Here is a 19348-nt window from a genome sequence, read left to right on the forward strand (position 1 = left end):
TTTTGTTTCATTTATAAACTAATAATTACGAAAATTAAAGCAATGATTGCAGGCATTCCTTGTGCAAATAAGATTCGTTTGGACGCGGTAACTGCTCCGTAAATGGCTGCAATAACGATACAGACTAGGAAGAAAAGGGCGATTTGCAGACCGATTGTCGCATCTGGGTATAAGACACTCCATACGAGCCCCGCCGCCATAAAGCCGTTGTATAAACCTTGATTCGCCGCAAGTTCCTTACCGTTCTCTGCTTTTTCCTTTGTCATATTGAATGTTTTTAATGCTCTTGGTTTCGTGAAAGCAAACATTTCGAAATACATAATATAAAAATGAAGTACCGCCACGATTAGAATGAAAATAGTAGTTAAAATGGTCATTATTTGTTCTCTCCTTTTAGGTCTTGTAGTTGTTCTAATAATTGTTCGAGCGTATCGATGAGGGTTTGGACGTCCTCGGGGTCTTTTGTTGCGAGTTGTTCTGTGGTGGCTTGATAAAATGGTAATATCATGATACTTTTTTTCGCGGCCTCGGTGCCTTGTTCGGTTAAGCTAAGCAGCGTTTCCCTGCGATCTGTTTTAGAATTTTCTCGGCGAATCATGCCTTTTGTAACGAGCTGATCCACTTGGGTACTTGCTGTGCTTTTTGATAACGATAGTTGTTCTGATACTTGCTTGAGCGTCCCGCCTTGATGGAAACTGATAGTATTCACGATCGCCAACTGTAAAAATGTCAAGCCAAGCTCCGTTTCATATTTTCTGGTGATCTGCACAAGCGTATTATTGATACTTACTACTGCCTTGATAACATCTCCAGCTTGCTTTAAATTCGACAAAAAAACACTCCCTTTTATTTTAGTTCCGTTTAGGATAGTTCTATTATGAACTAATAATGGACGAAATGCAACCTTTTTGATTTTATTATTCTAAAAGCACCGGTATTCATGGATGCACTACCAAACTAGAGCGAGGTGAGGAATGCCTCTACATAACGAACTTACTATAGATAGAATCTAATCTTTTAGTCCTTGATCTTATGAACAACCAGTATTCTTCGAATACACTGCCAAACCAGAGTGAGGTGAGGAATGCCTCTACATAACGAACTTACTATAGATAGAATCTAATCTTTTAGTCCTTGATCTTATGAACAACCAGTATTCTTCGAATACACTGCCAAACCAGAGCGAAGCGAGGAATGCTTAGATGCTAGGCAAAGCCGAGCACCGGAGTGGAGCGTACGATTTGTACGTTGACTGAAAACAGGGAGGAAGTCTTATCTCCGACCATGTAAGAAGTTATGCGTAGCTCACTTGCGAGGAAGAACGCCGGAGCACAGGCTTTAAGGATGGCAGATTCACTCTGTACATCTGCATATTGTTGTTGTAACTCATTTCATTTCGAACAACTCCAACAATGAGCGTTCCTCGCTTCGCTCGAAACGCTCAGTTTTTGAAAGAGTGAATCGGGGCAGGAATCCGGCCACCTCGAGCAATGAATTCTGCGGATGAATTTTTATTTACTCTCATTACTGGGGCAGTTCCAAGAAGACCGCCAAACTCGACCATATCTCCAACTTTAGTACCTTTTGCTGGAATTAAGCGTACGGCTGTCGTTTTATTGTTGATAACGCCAATTGCCGCCTCATCAGCGATCATTGCTGCAATAGTCGTTGCTGGGGTATCGCCTGGTATCGCGATCATATCAAGTCCTACGGAGCAAATCGCAGTCATTGCTTCTAGTTTTTCTAGATTCAGCGAACCGTTATTCACAGCTTCGATCATGCCTATATCCTCGGAAACTGGGATGAAAGCGCCACTTAATCCGCCGACGTGACCGCAAGCCATGACGCCTCCTTTTTTCACGGCATCGTTTAGAAGTGCGAGTGCGGCTGTTGTTCCGTGTGTTCCAACGGTTTCAAGGCCCATTTCTTCTAAAACATGTGCAACGGAATCTCCGACTGATGGGGTTGGTGCAAGTGAAAGGTCGACAATTCCAAAAGGTACACCTAGACGTTTCGATGCTTCTTGCCCAACGAGTTCGCCCATTCGTGTGATTTTAAATGCGGTTTGTTTTACCATTTCAGCAACTTTATCAAAACTCTCGCCTTTTACTTTTTCGATGGCTCGTTTGACTACGCCTGGTCCACTAACGCCGACATTAATAACGCAATCTGCCTCGCCCACTCCATGAAAAGCGCCTGCCATGAACGGATTATCTTCTACAGCATTCGCGAATACAACCAATTTGGCACAGCCTAGCCCTTGTGTGTCAGCCGTCAGTTCTGCAGTTTTCTTGATGACTTCACCCATATCGCGAACAGCATCCATGTTGATTCCTGTTCGTGTGGAGCCGATATTGACGGAACCGCATACTCGTTCTGTTTGTGCTAGCGCCTCTGGGATCGAATTAATTAAAATCGCGTCGCCCTTTGTGTATCCTTTTTCAACTAGAGCCGAAAATCCTCCGATAAAATTGACACCTACTTTTTCAGCGGATTCATCTAGCGTTTTTGCGAAGGCAACGTAATCTTTATCTGCGGAAGCTCCTGCAATGATCGCGATTGGCGTCACGGAAATTCGCTTATTAATAATTGGTATTCCGAATTCTGATTCAATTTGTTCGCCCGTTTCGACTAGTTTTTCTGCATATGTAGTAATTTTTTTGTATATTTTTGCGCGTGCCTTCTCGCCATCACTATCGATGCAATCAAGAAGGGATATACCCATCGTAATCGTTCTAATATCTAGTTTTTCTTCTTCAATCATTCGAATTGTTTCTAGGATTTGTTTCGTTTCCATATCCGCACCTCCTTATAATTTATGCATCGAATTAAAAATTTCTTCGCGTTGAATGCTGACTTTGACTTCTAGATCTGCTCCTTTTTTCGAAAGCTGTTCTTTTATCTCGTCAAAAGCCTTTGTGGTCGTGTTGAGGTCAAGCATCATCATCATGGTGAAATAGCCATCCATAATCGTTTGTGATACGTCTAAAATATTGATTTCGAGTTCGCTCAGTTCATTACTGACGCCGGCGATAATCCCAACGTTATCTTTCCCAATAACTGTTAAAATTGCTTTCAAATGAATCCAGCTCCTTTTAAGTTGATAGATTCTATTATACTTCTTATTACGCTGAATTTCACTAATTTTTTGAAAATAAAATCTTGAGTGTGTATTGCGGTTTCTTACGATAACAAAAAAGTAGCACAAAACACGTGCAGAATCGCGTTTTATGCTACTTTTGCTATATCCTTATTTTTTTCTACGCAAGAAAAGTGCGCCAAGTGCGGCTAATAAGCCTCCAAAAAGAACAGTGGATGTGGTGTCGCTATCGCCTGTTTTTGGTAATGTTTTGGTCGGTGCTACTTTGGTTGGTTGGACCACTTTCACCGGGACAACTGGGCTTGCGGATGGTTCTGGATTAACGCTTGAGCTTGGTTTTACCGGTGTTGTTGGAACAGCGGGTGCCACTGGTATGATTGGATCTACCGGTACGATTGGTTGTGCGCCAACGAGGACGGTAATCGTAATCTGTGTCTCGTTGCCGTCGCTGTCTGTCACGCTGTACGTCACGTGGTAGATACCTGCTATATTTGGATTGACGTCGTTGCTGATGACTTGGATTTGGCCAGTGAGGTCGCCATCTTCTAAGTCTTCCGCCGTCACGCCTGCTATTGGATCGAAGGCTTGGCCAAATGCTAGCGTGATGTCGCTCGCATGGATGACTGGTTTTTCATTCGTCAAAACAGTCACCGTGTAAGTTTGTTCCGTTGTGTTACCATCAGAATCTGTGATGCTGTAAGTTACTTGGTACACGCCAGCTACATCTGCGTTGACATTGTTGTTGATAATCTTAATATCGCTTGTAAGGTCGCCATCTTCTGCATCGGTTGCTGTGACACCTGCCATTGGATCAAACGGGCGACCCGCTTTAATACTTGTATCTTGACCTGTGATCACTGGTTTTTCATTGCTAAGGACCGTGATTGTAATTGTTTTTTCGGTGGTATTGCCATCCGAATCTAGAATGCTGTACGTAATATGATAGTCGCCAGGAACATCGATGTTAACGTCGTTTGCGATGACTTTGATGTTGTCGCTGATGTCGCCGTCTTCCAGATCATTGGCTGAAACACCTATCATTGGATTAAATGTAAGATGTGCTTTGACTGTACGATCCCCTGCTGTGATCACTGGTTTTTCATTAGTTAAAACAGTCACAGTGATCGTTTTTGTTGTTGTGTTATTGTCGGAATCTGTGACGCTATAAGTGATTGCGTACGTTCCTGCAACATCTGCATTTACATTGTTCTCTATGATTTTGATGGATTTGCTCACATCGCCATCTTCTAAATCATTTGCAGAAACAATCGTCATTGGGTCAAACGCAAAACCCGCTTTGAATGTTTGATCTGATACGTGAATCTCTGGTTTGTCATTGGTTCGCACGTAAATATGGCGGGTAACTGTTGTAGTATTGCCATCGGAATCTGTGACAGAGTATACCACTGTGTACAGCCCTTCTGATTTCATATTCACGTTTGTAGATACTACCTTGATGCTTGCTGTTAGATCACCATCTTCGAGATCACTTGCCGTTACGCCATTGAATTGATTAAATGTGTCGCCTGCTTTTAGGTACACATCGCTTGTTGTAATCACAGGCGCATCGTTCGTTAAAATAGTGACTTGGATCGTCTTTGTTACCGTGTTGCCATCAGAATCGGTGACACTATATGTTACGTGATACACACCAGCTTTTTCTGTGTCAACATTATTCGCCGTCACAGTGATTTTACTCGTCAGGTCACCATCCTCGGTATCATGGGCAGTAACAGCTTTTTTCACATCAAACGTGTTGTGAATACGCTGCACAACATCAGAAGCTTCTATAACTGGAACATCATTACTTGTTACCGTCACAGTGATTGTTTTCTTCGTTGTGTTGCCATCAGAATCCGTTACGCTGTAGGTGACATGATACGTGCCAACTTTGCTTGTATCAACATCATTCGCTGTGACCGTTACTTTCGACGTCACATTCCCATCTTCCGTATCACTTGCCGTCACACCTGCAAGTGGGCTAAATGTTTTGCCTTTTTTCACGGATTGATCTTTCGCCGTAATAATCGGAGCATCGTTACTTGTTACCGTGACCATGATGGTTTTCGTTGTGGTGTTACCATCAGAATTCGTTACCGAATAGGTCACGTGATACGTACCAATTTTGCTTGTGTCGACATCATTCGCTGTCACGGTCACTTTCGACGTTATATCGCCATCTTCGCTGTCTGTTGCTGTCATGCCAGCTTTTGGATCATAGGTTTTGCCTTTTTTCACGGTCGTATCAGCGGCTAAAATAACTGGGGCAGCATCGCTTGTCACCGTCACTGTGATTGTTTTCTTCGTTGTGTTGCCATCGGAATCCGTCACAGCATACGTCACGTGATACGTACCAACTTTACCCGTATTGACATCGTTTGCTGTTACCGTAATTTTTGATGTCACGTTCCCATCTTCCGTATCATTCGCCGTCACGCCTGTCAACGGATTAAACATATCACCTTTTTTCACAGATTTGTCCGCTGTTGAAATCGTCGGTGCGTCATTACTCCTCACGTTCACCGTAATCGTTTTCGTCGTTGTATTCCCGTCAGAATCAGTCACGCTATATGTCACATGGTATGTCCCAACTTTGCTAGTGTCAACATTATTCGCCGTCACTGTCACTTTGCTTGTCACGTTACCATCTTCCGTATCGCTCGCCGCCACGCCTGCCAGTGGACTAAACACATCACCTTTTTTCATGCTCACGTCAGCTGCTGTAATTACCGGGAACTCACCGCCGTTTACTTCTAAATCTACCCCTTGCGTATCGGCAGAATATTCCTTATCTGTAAAACCTAAATCTTCATATACTACTTTTGTTTTAATATTTGTCGTAGGCGCTGTTTTAGCTAATCCTTTGATGCCAAAACTAACGACCGATGTTGTGCTCACGTTTACTTTGTCTACATGAATTTTCACTGTATTAGTTTCTGCATTATAAGTCACATCAGTTGATGAAACGCCATCAATTAGGACCGAATCTGGTACATAACCCAACTGAGCAGGCAATGGGATTTCTAACGTAACATTCCCTGCATCCATGCCACCGGTATCTTGTAGATTAACATTATATTGTGTTGTTTCTCCTTTTTTGATACTCGCGCGTTGTAACGAATCGCTAACTTCTAACTTAGAAGGTGTCGAAAAAACCACATTATCTAAATAGTTCCCACTTGATATGTCCCCATCTGATGTTGACACGGCTTCGAATTGAAAACGCGTTGTAGTTTGTCCAGCAGGAATCGTATATGTTCCTTGATATGTTTTCCATGCTGTATTGTCTGTTTGCAATGTTGCAATCACAGGCAATTCGGTATTAGGTGATCCAAATTTCACAACTGCTGTATCCGTTCCATGTCTACCTCTATGCGAGACTTTCCAACGAATTGTTTTACCAGGTGTTGTGTCTACATCTTGGTAAAGTGCAGAGATAGTGTTCGCATTTATTTCGGCATACTGATCGCCATCAGCCGCCGCAACACCATCATAGTTTTTTTGCAATTCAATTAAATTTTTTGCATCTGTTGTGTTCCAACCTGGCACTAGTGAAGCATCCATTTGGGCACTTCTTCCACTTATAACCGGATTTTCAAAACTACCATTCGTTAATCGAATTTCCTCATCATTATTTAAAAGTAAAAGATTCGATTTTAGATTTTTAATCAGTGCATTTTCTGGAATTGAATTTTGTACTTGCTTTAATCGTTCCTCTGCTTTTGTTGAATGTACCTCAGGATATTCTGCTGCTAATACTGTAGATGAAAATGGTACTCCTGCGCACATTATAAACGCTACTGTAGTTGCCCCTATTTTCTTAAGTTTCATTATTTTAAACCCTCCTCATAATAAGCGTGTACGAATTTCACAAACCGCATCGCTAAACTCAGCTTAGCATTTGTTACAGTCTAATAAAATACAGGATCTCCTCTTATTCCGCTTTAACTATGAATTTTTCGACACATTTTTCGAAAGAGATGGGTGCTGAAACATAAGTGCTAGTGAACTAAAAAGAGACATTCCCTTTTACAGAAATACCTCTTCATCTACATTATTTAATTAAACTCAATGCTGGCTGGAATGCTTCAAAGTGAATATCCGATTGGGCATGTCCCTGCGCTAATAAGATCGCTTCAATCTCTCTCATGAATGGAACTGGTCCGCATAGATAAATGGCCGCGCCTTGTTCTACAAGCTCCGACAAGTCGGCTTGGCTTATGTTTTCACCTGCAAAAAGATGATATCGTGCGCCTAGTTTTGTTTGGAATGCTTCGGCGAACACAGCGTATTCTTCAGATCTGACGCAATGTATCAGTTGTGCTTGATTGGCTGTTTCCAAGCTGTCAATCATTGCCGCAATCGGTGTGATACCAATACCACCTGCAATAAATACGTGCTGACTTGCTGCTTTGTCTAATTCGAAATCGCCTGCTGGAAGCGTCGCAAGAATCGTATCTCCAACTTGATAATTATCAAAAATATGATTGGAAACAACGCCTGCTGGATCCTTCTCATTTTCCTGTTTTATCGCGACTTGATAGGTTTTTCCATCAAATGCTTTCGTCAAACTGTATTGGCGATTGTGAAACAGCTCGTTCAGCTTCACTCGTAACGATATATATTGGCCTGGCGTGAAATCTACTAACTCGCCGCCATCATTTCGGGCTAAATTTAATGTGAAGATATTCGGTGCAATATGGCGCTTTTCTGTAATTTTGAATGCGATAAAATCTTGATTTCGTGCGTCACCCAGTGCGTCGTACATTTCTTGTTCCACCTCGATGAAAATGTCAGCAATAATGCCGTATGCAGCGCCCCATGCGTCCAAGATCTCTGGCGTCGCCGCGTCACCTAAGTATTCCGCGATTCCTTTTAATAAGTACTCGCCGACAATTGGGTAGTGCTCTGCTTTAATCGTGAGGCTACGATGTTTATGCGCAATCGTTTTGACTTGCGGTAATAGTACCTCTAACTGTTCGATATTTTCTGCTGCTAAATAAACCGTATTCGCCAAAGCCAGTGGCTGTGTGCCGATTTCTTGGTTGGTAAGGTTGAAGTAATTAAGTAATTCAGGATGGGCCTCGAACATTTTTTTATAAAAAATCGACGTAATTTCTTTGCCGTGTTCTTTTAAAATTGGTGCTGTGGATTTGACTATTTGCTTTTGTTCTTCTGTTATCATCGTCATTCTCAATTCCCCCTAAAAAATGGTATACAACCTTTATGATATCACAGTTACCTCCACGAAGCTCTCGGGGTTTTCCCCTATTTACCTTCGCGATCGAGTTGTGTTCGGATTTCGCGTGCGATGCATTCCACGGTATAAATGGCTGGGAGCTGGGAGGTGATGTCCGCTTCTTGATACATTTCTTTGTTTATATAGTAGGCAATATTGGCATCAGATAATTTAGCCATCGTCGAATTCGCGCTATTTGTGATCGTGACAATTTTGCATTTTTGCATTTTGAGCTGGTGGATGTACTTAATAATGTCCTCATTTTCGCCTGAAACGGAAATCGCGATCATACATATTTTATCGGATAATTTGCTGGATAAGTGGTAAAACGGATGATTGAGCGGATCTTCAATGTGAAGCGCCAATGTAAACAACGAGGAGAAATAGAGCGCGCCGTACTCTGCGATAATTCCTGATGAGCCGATGCCTACAAACAAAACGAGTTCTGCATCACGCAAAATTTTTGCCGATGCTGCAATATTCGCTTTAAATTCAGGTTGTGCCGTCCGTTTCAAGAAATCGATATACGTTGTTTCGTCTGACATGTCCACGTTGATCTTCGTCCGTTCTTGTGCGTACATCTGTAACTTCACCCGAAATTCGGAAAAGCCGCTGCAGTCAAATTTGCGACAAAAACGTAGAATTGTAGTCGTGCTAACATGCGTCGCGTCTGCTAAATCACGAATTCGCATATAGGTGACGGTATCCAAATTAGTTGCAATATAATTATAAATATCCATTTCCATATCATTTAATTCAATCGTTTTATCTAAAAAAAGCATTCTCATGCCTCCGATCTTCTTTATATCACTATTTTAGCACGATGCCCTCCGATGTGACAAGGCGTTACATAAAAGGAACAAGTTCCAACTTCAAAAATCCTTAACAAATGCTCACAAAATAATAGCTATTTTTTCATTTTCAGCCTATACTATGGGGAGTAGAAAGCGTTATACAAAACATAATAAAATATAAAATATATTGGAGGAAAAAATGATGTCTAAAGGTATTAAAATCGCGACAATCGGTGGCGGATCAAGTTATACTCCTGAATTAATTGAAGGTTTTATCAAACGTCAAGATGAACTTCCAGTGCGTGAACTATGGCTTGTGGATGTACCGGCTGGTAAAGAGAAGCTTGAAATCGTCGGTAATTTAGCAAAACGGATGGTTGAAAAAGCTGGCGTGGATATGGAAATTCATTTGACGATGGATCGCGAAGAAGCGCTAAAAGGTGCCGATTTTGTAACAACACAATTACGCGTTGGTCAATTGGATGCGCGTGTGAAAGATGAACGTATTCCGAACTCCCATGGTGTTGTTGGACAAGAAACAAACGGTCCTGGCGGTATGTTTAAAGGATTCCGTACAATTCCTGTTATCCTTGATATTTGTAAGGATATGGAACGTCTTTGTCCGAACGCTTGGCTAATTAACTTTGCAAATCCTGCGGGAATGGTAACAGAAGCTGTTCTTCGTTATAGTAATACGAAAAAAGTTGTTGGCTTATGTAACGGCCCAATTGGCATCGAGAAAAATATTGCAGATATTCTAGGTGTTGACCATACGGAAATCTATGTAGAATTTGTCGGTTTAAATCACATGGTTTTCGCAAAAACTGTTTACAAAGATGGCGAAGATGTAACGGCTGAAGTTGTTCAAAAAATGACGGAAGGCGAGTCTGGCTCGACGCTTAAAAACATCAACGCAACTGGCTGGGACGCAACATTCTTACGTACTTTAAACATGATTCCTATCGATTACTTGCGCTACTACTGGCAAACTCGTACGCAGCTGGAAGATCAACAAGCCGCGTATGCAAAACACGGAACGCGTGCGGAGGTCGTGAAACGCGTGGAAGCGGAACTTTTCGAGTTATATAAAGATGTTGATCTAGCTGAAAAACCAAAACAATTGGAACAACGTGGTGGCGCTTATTACAGTGAAGCCGCTTGTAACTTGATTAACTCGATTTACAATGACAAACGTGATATTCAAATCGTTAATACGCGTAATAATGGTGCGATTTTAGATATTGATCCAGATTCCGCGATTGAAACGAACTGCGTGATTACCCGTCAAGGTCCGATTCCGCTAGCAAGTGGACATCTACCTGTGGCAATCAACGGTATCATCCAACAAATCAAAACAGTGGAACGCTTAACGGTGGAAGCTGCGGTAACTGGCGATTACGATAAGGCATTACTTGCTTTAACGATTAACCCTCTAGTACCAAGCGATACAGATGCTCGTGTTCTACTTGATGAACTACTTGAAGCACACAAAGAGTATTTACCACTTTTCTTTAAATAAAATTTCTAAAGACGGCAAGCTGTAGTTTGATAAGCTTGCCGTCTTTGTTTGTGTCAGAAAGTACACAATAAATATTGTTTTTTGTTAATTATTTAACAAATTTATTCTCCGTTTTGCTTTATACTATTCCTATAAGATAAATTAGGAGTGAACACACATGTATAAAAAATTAACCACAACTGCCCTCGTTACATCCGCTATTACGCTTGTTCTCCCAGCAAGTCTTGCCCACCACACGGCAAAAGCACAAACGATTCCTCGTAAAAAAGACCTTGCGATTTCTGGCAGTGATCGTATTAAAGGTATTTCTTTGCACGCACATCGTTATTTCATTGAAAAAAATTCGGCTTTCGATCCAATGGCGCCGCCTATTTCGATATCGGCTTATGATGATGACAACCATACCGATCTAACCCCGTCCATTTTTGTTACTGAAAATGATGTTGATACGAGTAAAGTTGGTAGCTATCACGTGACTTATCGCGCAATTGCTGGTGATGGTCGTTGGAAAGAACGCCGCGTTGAGGTCAATGTTGTTTCTAGACCTACTATCGAAGCGGAAGATGCAACAATTACATGCGGAACTTATTTTGATTACTGGAAAAACGTATCCGCTTTTGATGAACTCGCTGGCGATATCCGGATTTTCTTGCATGTGAAGACAAGTGATTTAAATTCCGATGAACCTGGCAAATACTTCGTGACCTACACAGCTTCGAATTTTTACGGATTAACAACGGAAAAAACAATTTATGTAACGGTAAAATAGTAAAGAGTTTGAGCACTCATCCTGATTTAGATGGGGCTCAAACTCTTTTTTCATTATATTAACGCTTCTTTATCAATAAACACGTTGGCATTGCTATGATTTCGGAGCACTGTCACCGGCCATTCATTCGTTACTTTTTCTTCTAATAGATGCGCGATTGCGTCCCTTTTTTTCTCACCATTTGCAACTAGGATTGCTGTTTTAGCGTTTAAAATATGTTTCACTCCTAGCGTGATTCCTTTTGTGCGGTCTACTTCTTTTGTGAAATATTTTTGTCCGACGTTTTGAGTTGTGCTGTCGAGATCGATGACATGCGCGTAATTTTCGAAGCTGACTCCTGGTTCGTTAAACCCGAGATGCCCATTCACACCAACACCTAGCAAAATGAGTTCTAATCCGCCGCGCTCTTCTATAAATTTATCCGCGGCGTCGCATTCCGCTTGGAGGTCCGCTGATTTTGCATCGAAATAATGGTAATGTGAACGGTCAATTTTAGCTGGCCCGAATAATTCTGTCTCAAGGTAATTCAGGCAACTGCCGTCATCACTTCCGTCCAACCCTACCCATTCGTCGAGCTCTACGAAATAAGCTTTCTGTAAGTCGATCTCACCAGCTTTATGTGCGGAAACGAGACGGCGTAAAGTTCCAACTGGCGTATCTCCTCCTGCAAAACAGTATAGTCCTTCTGGCGATTCTTGGATTGTTTTTATGACTAATTCTGCTGCCGCATCACTCATTGCCTCATAGTCTGCGGATACTTTCAAATTTAGTGCGTGCATCATTTCTTCATCTGCCTCTCTTTAGTTATTAAATTGGGGTAAATATTGTTTGTGCGCTTCTAATAATTCATCTAAAATTTGATGGGCTACCTTATCGCTTGGTACGAGTGGATTCACCGTCATCGCGAGCAAGGCTGTATTGTAATCCCCGGTTACGGCTGCTTCTGCGGCTAATCGCTCAAATGTTTTAATAGATTGGACGAGGCCGTTCACTGCGAGTGGAAGTGGGCCGGTCGTTAATGGAATCGGTCCTTGACTCGTGATGACGCAATTCACTTCCACCGCCGAATCTGGATCAATACCTATTATCGCACCGTTATTTCGCGTGTTTACCGTCTGGATGTCTCGTGTATCATTATAAATGGAATGAATCAAATTGCAAGCGGCTTCACTATAATATGCTCCTCCACGTTGCTCCAGCTGTTTCGGTTTCTCAGCCAAATCCACATCTTTATATAGCTCGAAAAGTTCTGCCTCGACGCGTTTCACAACCTCCGCACGCGTTCCCTCTTTTGCCGCAGCTTCTTTTTGTTCGGCAAGCATGGTTGATGTTTGGTAGTAATAACGCAAATACCCGATTGGCACCATTCCGAGCGTATTTAAGAAAAGTGGATCCCAGCCAATATCCGCGATGTTTTTCAGGGAAATTCCGTCTGCATTTTTCGTCATCTTTTCCATCACGGTTGGCGTGACATTTTTGCCATCCAGATACACATTTTTCGCGAAAACCATGTGATTTAAACCGGCAAATTCCACGTAAATGCGGGACATATCGACATCCAGTTCCTTCGCGATACCTTTTTGAATGCCGATTGGTCCGTTACATAAACCGACAACTTTCGTGATATTGCTATACCGTAGAACGGCTTCTGTGACCATTCCCGCTGGATTTGTAAAATTTACAAGCCATGCGTCAGGGCATAAACGCTCGATGTCGCGGCAGATATCAAGAATGACTGGAATCGTCCGCAATCCTTTGAAAAGTCCACCTGGGCCATTCGTTTCTTGACCGATGACATCATATTTTAGCGGAATACTTTCATCCAACATCCGCGCTTCTAAACGGCCGACACGAAATTGTGTCGTTACAAAATCAGCATCTTTTAGCGCCGCTTCTCGGTCCATCGTTAGGTGAACCTCAATTGGTAATCCTGCTTTTTCAACCATTCGTTTGGCAAGTGCGCCGACAATTTCTAGTTTTTCGCGGCCTTCTTCAACATCGACCAACCATAGTTCACTGATTGGCAACGCGTCATAACGATTGATGAATCCTTCGATTAATTCGGGCGTATAGCTTGAGCCACCGCCGATTGTTGCGATTTTTAATGCTTTTTTCATTGATTTGTACCTCCCGTTTCTTCGTTGACTAATGCTTGTTCTTCTTTATATTTTTGTGCATCCCAAACCTTAAAGAATGGCCAGTAAATTAGCATCGCAAGCGCAATATTGATGATTTGCATGACGGAACCTGATATTTTTCCTCCTGTTGCTAAAAATCCACTGATAATCGGTGGCGTTGTCCATGGTAGCGCGATTCCTGCGGGCTTGGCGACGAGGCCTGAGTCCATTCCGAAGTAGGTGATAATGACGAGCAGGACTGGTGTTAAAACGAATGGGATGATGAAATAAGGATTCAAAACAATTGGTACACCAAATACGATCGGTTCGCTAATATTAAACAAACTCGCTGGTCCTGAAATTTTCGCCAGCTGCTTCATTTGCTTACTTTTAGCGCGCCAGAAAAGTAGGATAACAAGGCCCAGCAAGGCGCCAGTCCCACCTGGAACAATCCATAATTCATAAAATTGCTGTGTAATAATATTCGGTAATTCTTTGCCTGATTGGAATGCAGCGCGGTTGGCGTCCATATTGGCTAACCAAACCGGGTTTGTAAAAGCACCGATAATCGCGTCGCCGTGTAAGCCAATGCTCCAAAGAAGCGCAATAATGATGACGGTTACAATCATACCTGGCAATGTACTACCAATATAATGCATCGGGATTCCGATAACAGTCGAGATAATTTCGTTAATACTTGAAAATGGTGTTAACTCAATAAGCAAGCGGAAAATCCAGATCGTCGTAATCGTGATAAATCCTGGAATCAGGGCAATAAATGATTTTCCGACGGCTTCTGGAACACCATTTGGCATTTTTATAACCCAGTTTTTTTCGAAAATCACGCGGAAAATTTCTGTGGCGACAAGCGCGACAACGATAGCGACGAATAATCCTTGACTCCCGGTAAGAATCGTTGGAATGACACCGCCAACATCGTAAGCAGTTTTGCTTCCTTCTGGTGTAAATGACGTGATTTGGGGAATAGTTAAGATAAAACTAACGAGCGCGACTGCCCCACTCATCAATGGATCGGCTGTTTTGTATTTCTCAGCTAATCTGTAGGCAACACCGAAACAGGCCAGTATCGCCATAATATTATAAGAAGCTTCAACTGGATAGCCTAATTTCACTTGCCACTGCGAACCGAATATATTCGCCATAAAGTCCTCGTATCCTGGAATCGGTAAATATTGAATAATCATAAAAACAGAACCGATAATTAAAAATGGCATCGCTAACATAATTCCATCACGAATCGATGCTAAATGACGTTGTGCCGATAATTTTGCTGCAACTGGTGCTAATCGATTTTCAAGAAATGCATAAAACTTATTCATGGCTTTTACTCCTCACCTTTTTATTCTTTTAAAGATAGCGCTTTCTTAGTTCTTATTATAGTATGCCGCAACAGCAATTGATATAGCTTCTGGACCTTTAGAAAAGCGTTTGCAAAATTGAAACTTGTGTCGCGAAAGTAACAGGTTGTAACACTTGCTGTTTTATGCTAGACTTTTTAGTAGGTAACAGGAATAAAGGAGGCTGAATCGTTGTGCTATTTTTAGATAAAACGCCTGAATTGAGCGATGTTGATATGATGATTTACAAGTATATCACCGCGAATTTAGACAAAGTATGTTTGATGCGCATCCGTGATTTGGCGGACGCGACACATGTTAGTACAGCAACGATTTTACGCTTTTGTCGCAAGTTTGAATGCAGTGGTTTTTCGGAATTTCGAGTTCGGTTACGGATGTATACGGAAACTGAGAACGGCGTGCAGGTCGATTTGGCCGATGAAACCACCTATATCGATTTTTTGAAAAGGACGTCCCAGCCTGAATTTAAGGCGCGAATTGACCAAGCTGTTGATCTTTTGAAGAACGCGGAGTTGGTGCTTTTTGTCGGAGTTGGCTCCTCGGGAATTGTCGCGGAATACGGCGCGCTCTACTTTTCCTCTTTATTTACGCTCGCCCTGCACATCGAAGACCCGCTGAATCATCCGTTTAACCATTTATCAAAAGGGCTCTCTGGGAAACTATGCATTATCGCGGTTTCGGTCTCTGGGGAAACGAGTGAAGTCATTAAATACATTCAACATATAAACGCCCACCAGTGCAAAATTCTCTCGATCACGAATAGCGAGAAATCAACGGTGGCGCGGCTTTCTGATGTTAATATTCCGTATTATATTCACCGAGAAACTTTTCAGGGAGCCGATATTACATCGCAACTTCCTGCTTTATACACTGTGGAATGTATCGCGCGTGAGATCAGACGCAAGCTCGATAATGAAACAAAATAGGTTATCAAGAAAGGAACAAGTGAATATGAAGAAAATCACGATTGGTTTCGCTCTAATCCTCCTTGCTCTATTGGCTGGATGCGGGACGCCAAAAACAAGTGAAAAAGATATGCAAAATCTGCCAGATCTGTCCTCACAAACGGCACTTATTTTAGTGCATGGTTCTGGTGGAAGCTCGGATACAATGGACAGTTTTAGCGATCCGCTTTTAGAGGATTCGAAAACTTCTAATGAGCGGATAAAGCTGGATATTAGTACGGATGGTGAATTGAGCTATCATGGGGTTTTTACTAAAAGTGCGGTGAATCCAATTGTTCAGATTGGTTTTGAGGATAGTCTGGATGCGACGATTGAGCAGCAAACGGATTGGTTGCGCATCGCGATGAAGGATTTGAAAACAAAGTATAATTTCACCAAAATGGATGGTGTTGGTCACTCCAATGGCGGCCTTGTTTTATCGACTTACTCGGAGAAATATGCGAAAACAGCGCCTATTTTGGAGCGTGTAGTTGCTATTGGATCGCCTTATAATGATCTAGACGAGGACGATAATGACGGGGATTTAGCGTTCACCGATGTCCCAGTCACTACACCCACGTTGAAGGATTATGAAGATAATCGCTCTAAAATAAGCCCTGATTTACTTGTTTTATCAATTGCTGGCGACATAGATGATGGTAGTTTTTCTGATGACATCGTGCCTGTATTAAGCGCTTTTGGATCCCGACTTATTTTTAAAGACCAGGCGAAAGTGTATTTAGAAAGCTATTTCAAGGCCGCTGCTTATGATCATCGAACGCTTTTTGCTAATGAGGATGTTCAGAAAAAAGTGAGCTGGTTCTTGTATGATTATAGCGGGGATAAGAAGGAAGTAGAGCTTGCTGATGATGAAACCGAATAAAGTCTGGGACATACGGGAGATAAGGCAAAAACGCCCTTCCCTTTACTTCGGGTAGGACGAAAAATTTTGCTTTACACAAATCGAGCGAAAGCGTTTGTATTCAGGGGATTTGGTGGAAGCCGGAGAGCTGCGCATACTGGTGTATGTGATGACTGAAAACAGGGAGAGGGTAGTTTCCTCGACCATGTAAGAAGTTAAGCGTAGCAAGTATTGCATAGCCGAACCGTAGAGATGTACCGCATCCTTATTCTAAATATCCTAAAGGAACGCCTATTCGCGATGCTTATAGGCATATTGGGGCTGTAACTCATTTCATTTCGAACAGCCTCAACAATGCGAGCGCTTGCCGCCGATTTATCTGGGGTATGTCCCAGGCCCCGCCCGCGTTAAAAATCGCTCTAAAACCATGCCTCCTGCTCCTTGCGCAACAATCTCGTAAGACTCTTTTGCAGGATGAATCGTTGTTTTTATTTTTGGGAAAGCTCGCAATCGTTCTTCTACGGTTTTTTTCACGTCTTCAAAAAATGTACCTTTTGGAACGAGTGTACCGCCACAAACTACCGTATCTGGCTGGGTTGTAAGAATCAAATTGGATAGCGCAATGCCGTAGTAGTACGCTGCGTTTTTTAGAATATCATGACACACGGGATCATCCTGTTCTAGCGCTTGGAAAATCGTGAAGTAGTCGATGTTTTCTGGATCGCTCGTAAGTTCGTGTAAAACGGACGGTTTTCCTTGTTTTAACTCCTGCATGATCTTCGCTTTAATCGTCGGTAGCGAGCTATATGTGTGCAAGCAACCATAAGAACCGCAATAACACCGTGAGCCATTAGTATCAATAATCGTGTGGCCAAACGCGTTGGTCATACCACTATATCCCGATGCCATCATGCCATCCACAATTTCCGCGCTACGAATTTCAATATCTCCCGTCGTTAACAAAAAACGCTCACTTGTCTGCCAATAATGTAAACGATACTCCGCCAATGCTGCAAAATTAACGCCGCTACCAACCATGACATACGTTGGGATTTTCGCGGTCAAATAGTTCTCAATATCGCTCGCCGTTATCTCTTCATTTTGGCTAACTTGATCCAGCAAATCGTCAACAGAAATACCAATGCCTAAAATGTCACTGATTTCTTTTCCTTCTTCGTTCAAGAGCTCGAGTAATTGCTCGGTAAACATGTCAAGAATATCGAAAATCGCCGTTTGTGGCCCCATTTGGATTTTTTTATGGCTGATTTCTTTTAAATTCAAATCGGACAGGACGATCGTTGAGTAAAGGTTGGTCACTTCGATGCCGATTAGATAGGCTTGCTCAGGATTAATACGATACAAAATTGGCTTGCGTCCACCTGTTGATTCGCCTAATTCATTGCTATTTATCAGGTTATCCTTGCTTAACTCCTCCAACAACCTAGCGCATGTGGCGGGCTTCATACCGCTTTGTAACAGCAATTCCTCGACGGTTATCGATTCGTGTTTGCGTATCAGATTGTATAGGATCTTCAATTTTTTTATTTTAGAACTTTGCGACGTCCGGAATGCTTCTAACATATGACTAACCACGGATATGCCCCCTTCTTGTATAGTAAAAATGTATCAAAGACCTAACGAAAAAGCAATTTACAACCACTTTTTATCAAAATGAAAAAAAGTTATTTACTTTCCGTCTCATTCATGCTAAGATTATTTTGAAAGCGCTTCACGATTTCTTATGTGCAAGCCAAATTATCTCGAGGAGGAAATAAACATGCATAAAACAGAACAAATTAACGAGGCCCTTAGCTATATAAAACAATTAACAGCCGTGGAACCAACAGTTGGTATTATCTTAGGATCGGGACTTGGCCCTTTTGCTGATACGATCGAGGATGCGATTCATATTCCATACAATGATATTCCTCATTTTGCAAAATCGGCTGCAGTTGGTCATGCGAATGAACTTGTTATTGGAACGATCGGTGGTAAGAAAATCGTTGCTATGAAAGGACGCTTCCACTATTATGAGGGATTCCCGCTTGATGAAGTTACTTTCCCAGTGCGTGTAATGAAAGCGCTTGGCGTAGAGAAATTAATTATTACAAACGCTTGTGGTGCGGTCAATACGGACTTTAATCCTGGTGATTTAATGTTGATTACGGATCATATTAATTTGACGGCAAATAATCCATTGATGGGACCTAATAATCCGGAGCTTGGTGTTCGTTTCTTGGACGTTTCGGAAGTGTATAGCAAAGCATTACGTGGTATTGTGAAAGATGTTGCGGCCGATCAAAGCGTGACGATTCAAGAAGGTGTTTATGCTTGGTGGACTGGCCCAACATACGAAACGCCTGCTGAAATTCGGATGATTCGCGGTTTTGGAGCAGATGCAGTTGGTATGTCAACGGTCCCTGAGGCTTTGATTGCTCGTCATGCGGGAATTGAAACGGTTGGAATTTCTTGTTTAACGAACATGGCTTGTGGTATTTTGGATCAACCGCTTAGTCACGATGAGGTTATTGAAACGGCTGAACGTGTGAAAGCAACCTTCCTAAAATTGGTGACGGAAACGATTTCGCGCTTCTAAACTTGCATTCTTTTTATCATATCGGAAAT

16 protein-coding genes are annotated in these 19348 nt (G+C 42.1%); 5 read left to right on the forward strand and 11 right to left on the reverse strand.

All coding sequences use genetic code 11. The annotated features are described in order from the left end of the window. Positions 1-11: 11 nt before the first annotated feature. From UE46_RS14200 to UE46_RS14230, 7 genes are all read right to left on the reverse strand, one after another. Complete coding sequence (locus tag UE46_RS14200) at positions 12-377, reverse strand: DUF1304 domain-containing protein (RefSeq protein ID WP_036061186.1); 366 nt, start codon at positions 375-377, stop codon at positions 12-14. After that, positions 377-832, reverse strand: coding sequence for a MarR family winged helix-turn-helix transcriptional regulator (locus UE46_RS14205; protein WP_051492943.1), 456 nt, complete (start codon positions 830-832; stop codon positions 377-379). The genes UE46_RS14200 and UE46_RS14205 overlap by 1 nt, the downstream gene beginning before the upstream one ends. Positions 833-1441: 609 nt before the next feature. After that, complete coding sequence (locus UE46_RS14210) at positions 1442-2797, reverse strand: PFL family protein (RefSeq protein WP_036061184.1); 1356 nt, start codon at positions 2795-2797, stop codon at positions 1442-1444. A 12-nt stretch (positions 2798-2809) separates the two neighbouring features. Further along, positions 2810-3079, reverse strand: a complete 270-nt coding sequence (locus UE46_RS14215; RefSeq protein ID WP_036061183.1) for an ACT domain-containing protein — start codon at positions 3077-3079, stop codon at positions 2810-2812. A 171-nt stretch (positions 3080-3250) separates the two neighbouring features. Further along, the gene (locus tag UE46_RS14220) at positions 3251-6931 is read right to left on the reverse strand and encodes an immunoglobulin-like domain-containing protein (protein ID WP_051492942.1); all 3681 of its coding nucleotides are present in this window, start codon (positions 6929-6931) and stop codon (positions 3251-3253) included. Between the two features lie 223 nt (positions 6932-7154). Further along, entirely contained in the window at positions 7155-8291 is a 1137-nt protein-coding gene (locus tag UE46_RS14225) for a globin domain-containing protein (RefSeq protein ID WP_051492941.1), read from the reverse strand. A 77-nt stretch (positions 8292-8368) separates the two neighbouring features. Next, entirely contained in the window at positions 8369-9121 is a 753-nt protein-coding gene (locus UE46_RS14230) for a MurR/RpiR family transcriptional regulator (RefSeq protein WP_036061182.1), read from the reverse strand. A gap of 214 nt (positions 9122-9335) precedes the next feature. Between UE46_RS14230 and UE46_RS14235 the strand changes: the two genes are divergently transcribed. Together UE46_RS14235 and UE46_RS14240 are read left to right on the forward strand one after the other, a co-directional pair. Next, positions 9336-10652 carry a 6-phospho-beta-glucosidase gene (locus tag UE46_RS14235; RefSeq protein WP_036061181.1) on the forward strand — a complete coding sequence of 439 codons (1317 nt, stop codon included), beginning with the start codon at positions 9336-9338 and terminating at the stop codon, positions 10650-10652. A gap of 157 nt (positions 10653-10809) precedes the next feature. Then, positions 10810-11421, forward strand: coding sequence for an immunoglobulin-like domain-containing protein (locus UE46_RS14240; protein ID WP_036061179.1), 612 nt, complete (start codon positions 10810-10812; stop codon positions 11419-11421). A gap of 53 nt (positions 11422-11474) precedes the next feature. Here UE46_RS14240 and UE46_RS14245 read toward each other — a convergent pair whose 3' ends face one another. From UE46_RS14245 to celB, 3 genes are read right to left on the reverse strand one after another with little or no spacing between them, the layout of a single operon-like run. Next, positions 11475-12203 (reverse strand): glucosamine-6-phosphate deaminase, encoded by a 729-nt coding sequence (locus UE46_RS14245; protein ID WP_036061178.1) that lies wholly within the window; start codon positions 12201-12203, stop codon positions 11475-11477. Positions 12204-12221: 18 nt separating this feature from the next. Beyond that, positions 12222-13538, reverse strand: coding sequence for a 6-phospho-beta-glucosidase (locus tag UE46_RS14250; RefSeq protein WP_036061177.1), 1317 nt, complete (start codon positions 13536-13538; stop codon positions 12222-12224). Continuing rightward, positions 13535-14878: a PTS cellobiose transporter subunit IIC gene (celB, locus tag UE46_RS14255; protein ID WP_036061175.1), complete on the reverse strand. Its 1344-nt coding sequence runs from the start codon at positions 14876-14878 to the stop codon at positions 13535-13537. The genes UE46_RS14250 and celB overlap by 4 nt, the downstream gene beginning before the upstream one ends. Before the next feature lie 212 nt (positions 14879-15090). Here celB and UE46_RS14260 point away from each other — a divergent pair, with 212 nt between their 5' ends. Together UE46_RS14260 and UE46_RS14265 are read left to right on the forward strand one after the other, a co-directional pair. Next, entirely contained in the window at positions 15091-15843 is a 753-nt protein-coding gene (locus UE46_RS14260; RefSeq protein ID WP_036061173.1) for a MurR/RpiR family transcriptional regulator, read from the forward strand. Next, positions 15830-16744 (forward strand): alpha/beta hydrolase, encoded by a 915-nt coding sequence (locus tag UE46_RS14265; protein ID WP_077912523.1) that lies wholly within the window; start codon positions 15830-15832, stop codon positions 16742-16744. The genes UE46_RS14260 and UE46_RS14265 overlap by 14 nt, the downstream gene beginning before the upstream one ends. A gap of 354 nt (positions 16745-17098) precedes the next feature. On the opposite strand, the gene UE46_RS14270 is transcribed toward UE46_RS14265, so the two are convergent. Then, a complete protein-coding gene (locus UE46_RS14270; protein ID WP_185427085.1) occupies positions 17099-18316 on the reverse strand; it encodes an ROK family protein in 1218 nt (405 codons plus the stop codon). Between the two features lie 184 nt (positions 18317-18500). Between UE46_RS14270 and UE46_RS14275 the strand changes: the two genes are divergently transcribed. Next, positions 18501-19319: a purine-nucleoside phosphorylase gene (locus UE46_RS14275; RefSeq protein WP_036061168.1), complete on the forward strand. Its 819-nt coding sequence runs from the start codon at positions 18501-18503 to the stop codon at positions 19317-19319. Positions 19320-19348 lie beyond the last annotated feature (29 nt).

Origin of the sequence: Listeria weihenstephanensis (assembly GCF_003534205.1) — a bacterium.
Classification (GTDB): Bacteria; Bacillota; Bacilli; order Lactobacillales; family Listeriaceae; genus Listeria_A; species Listeria_A weihenstephanensis.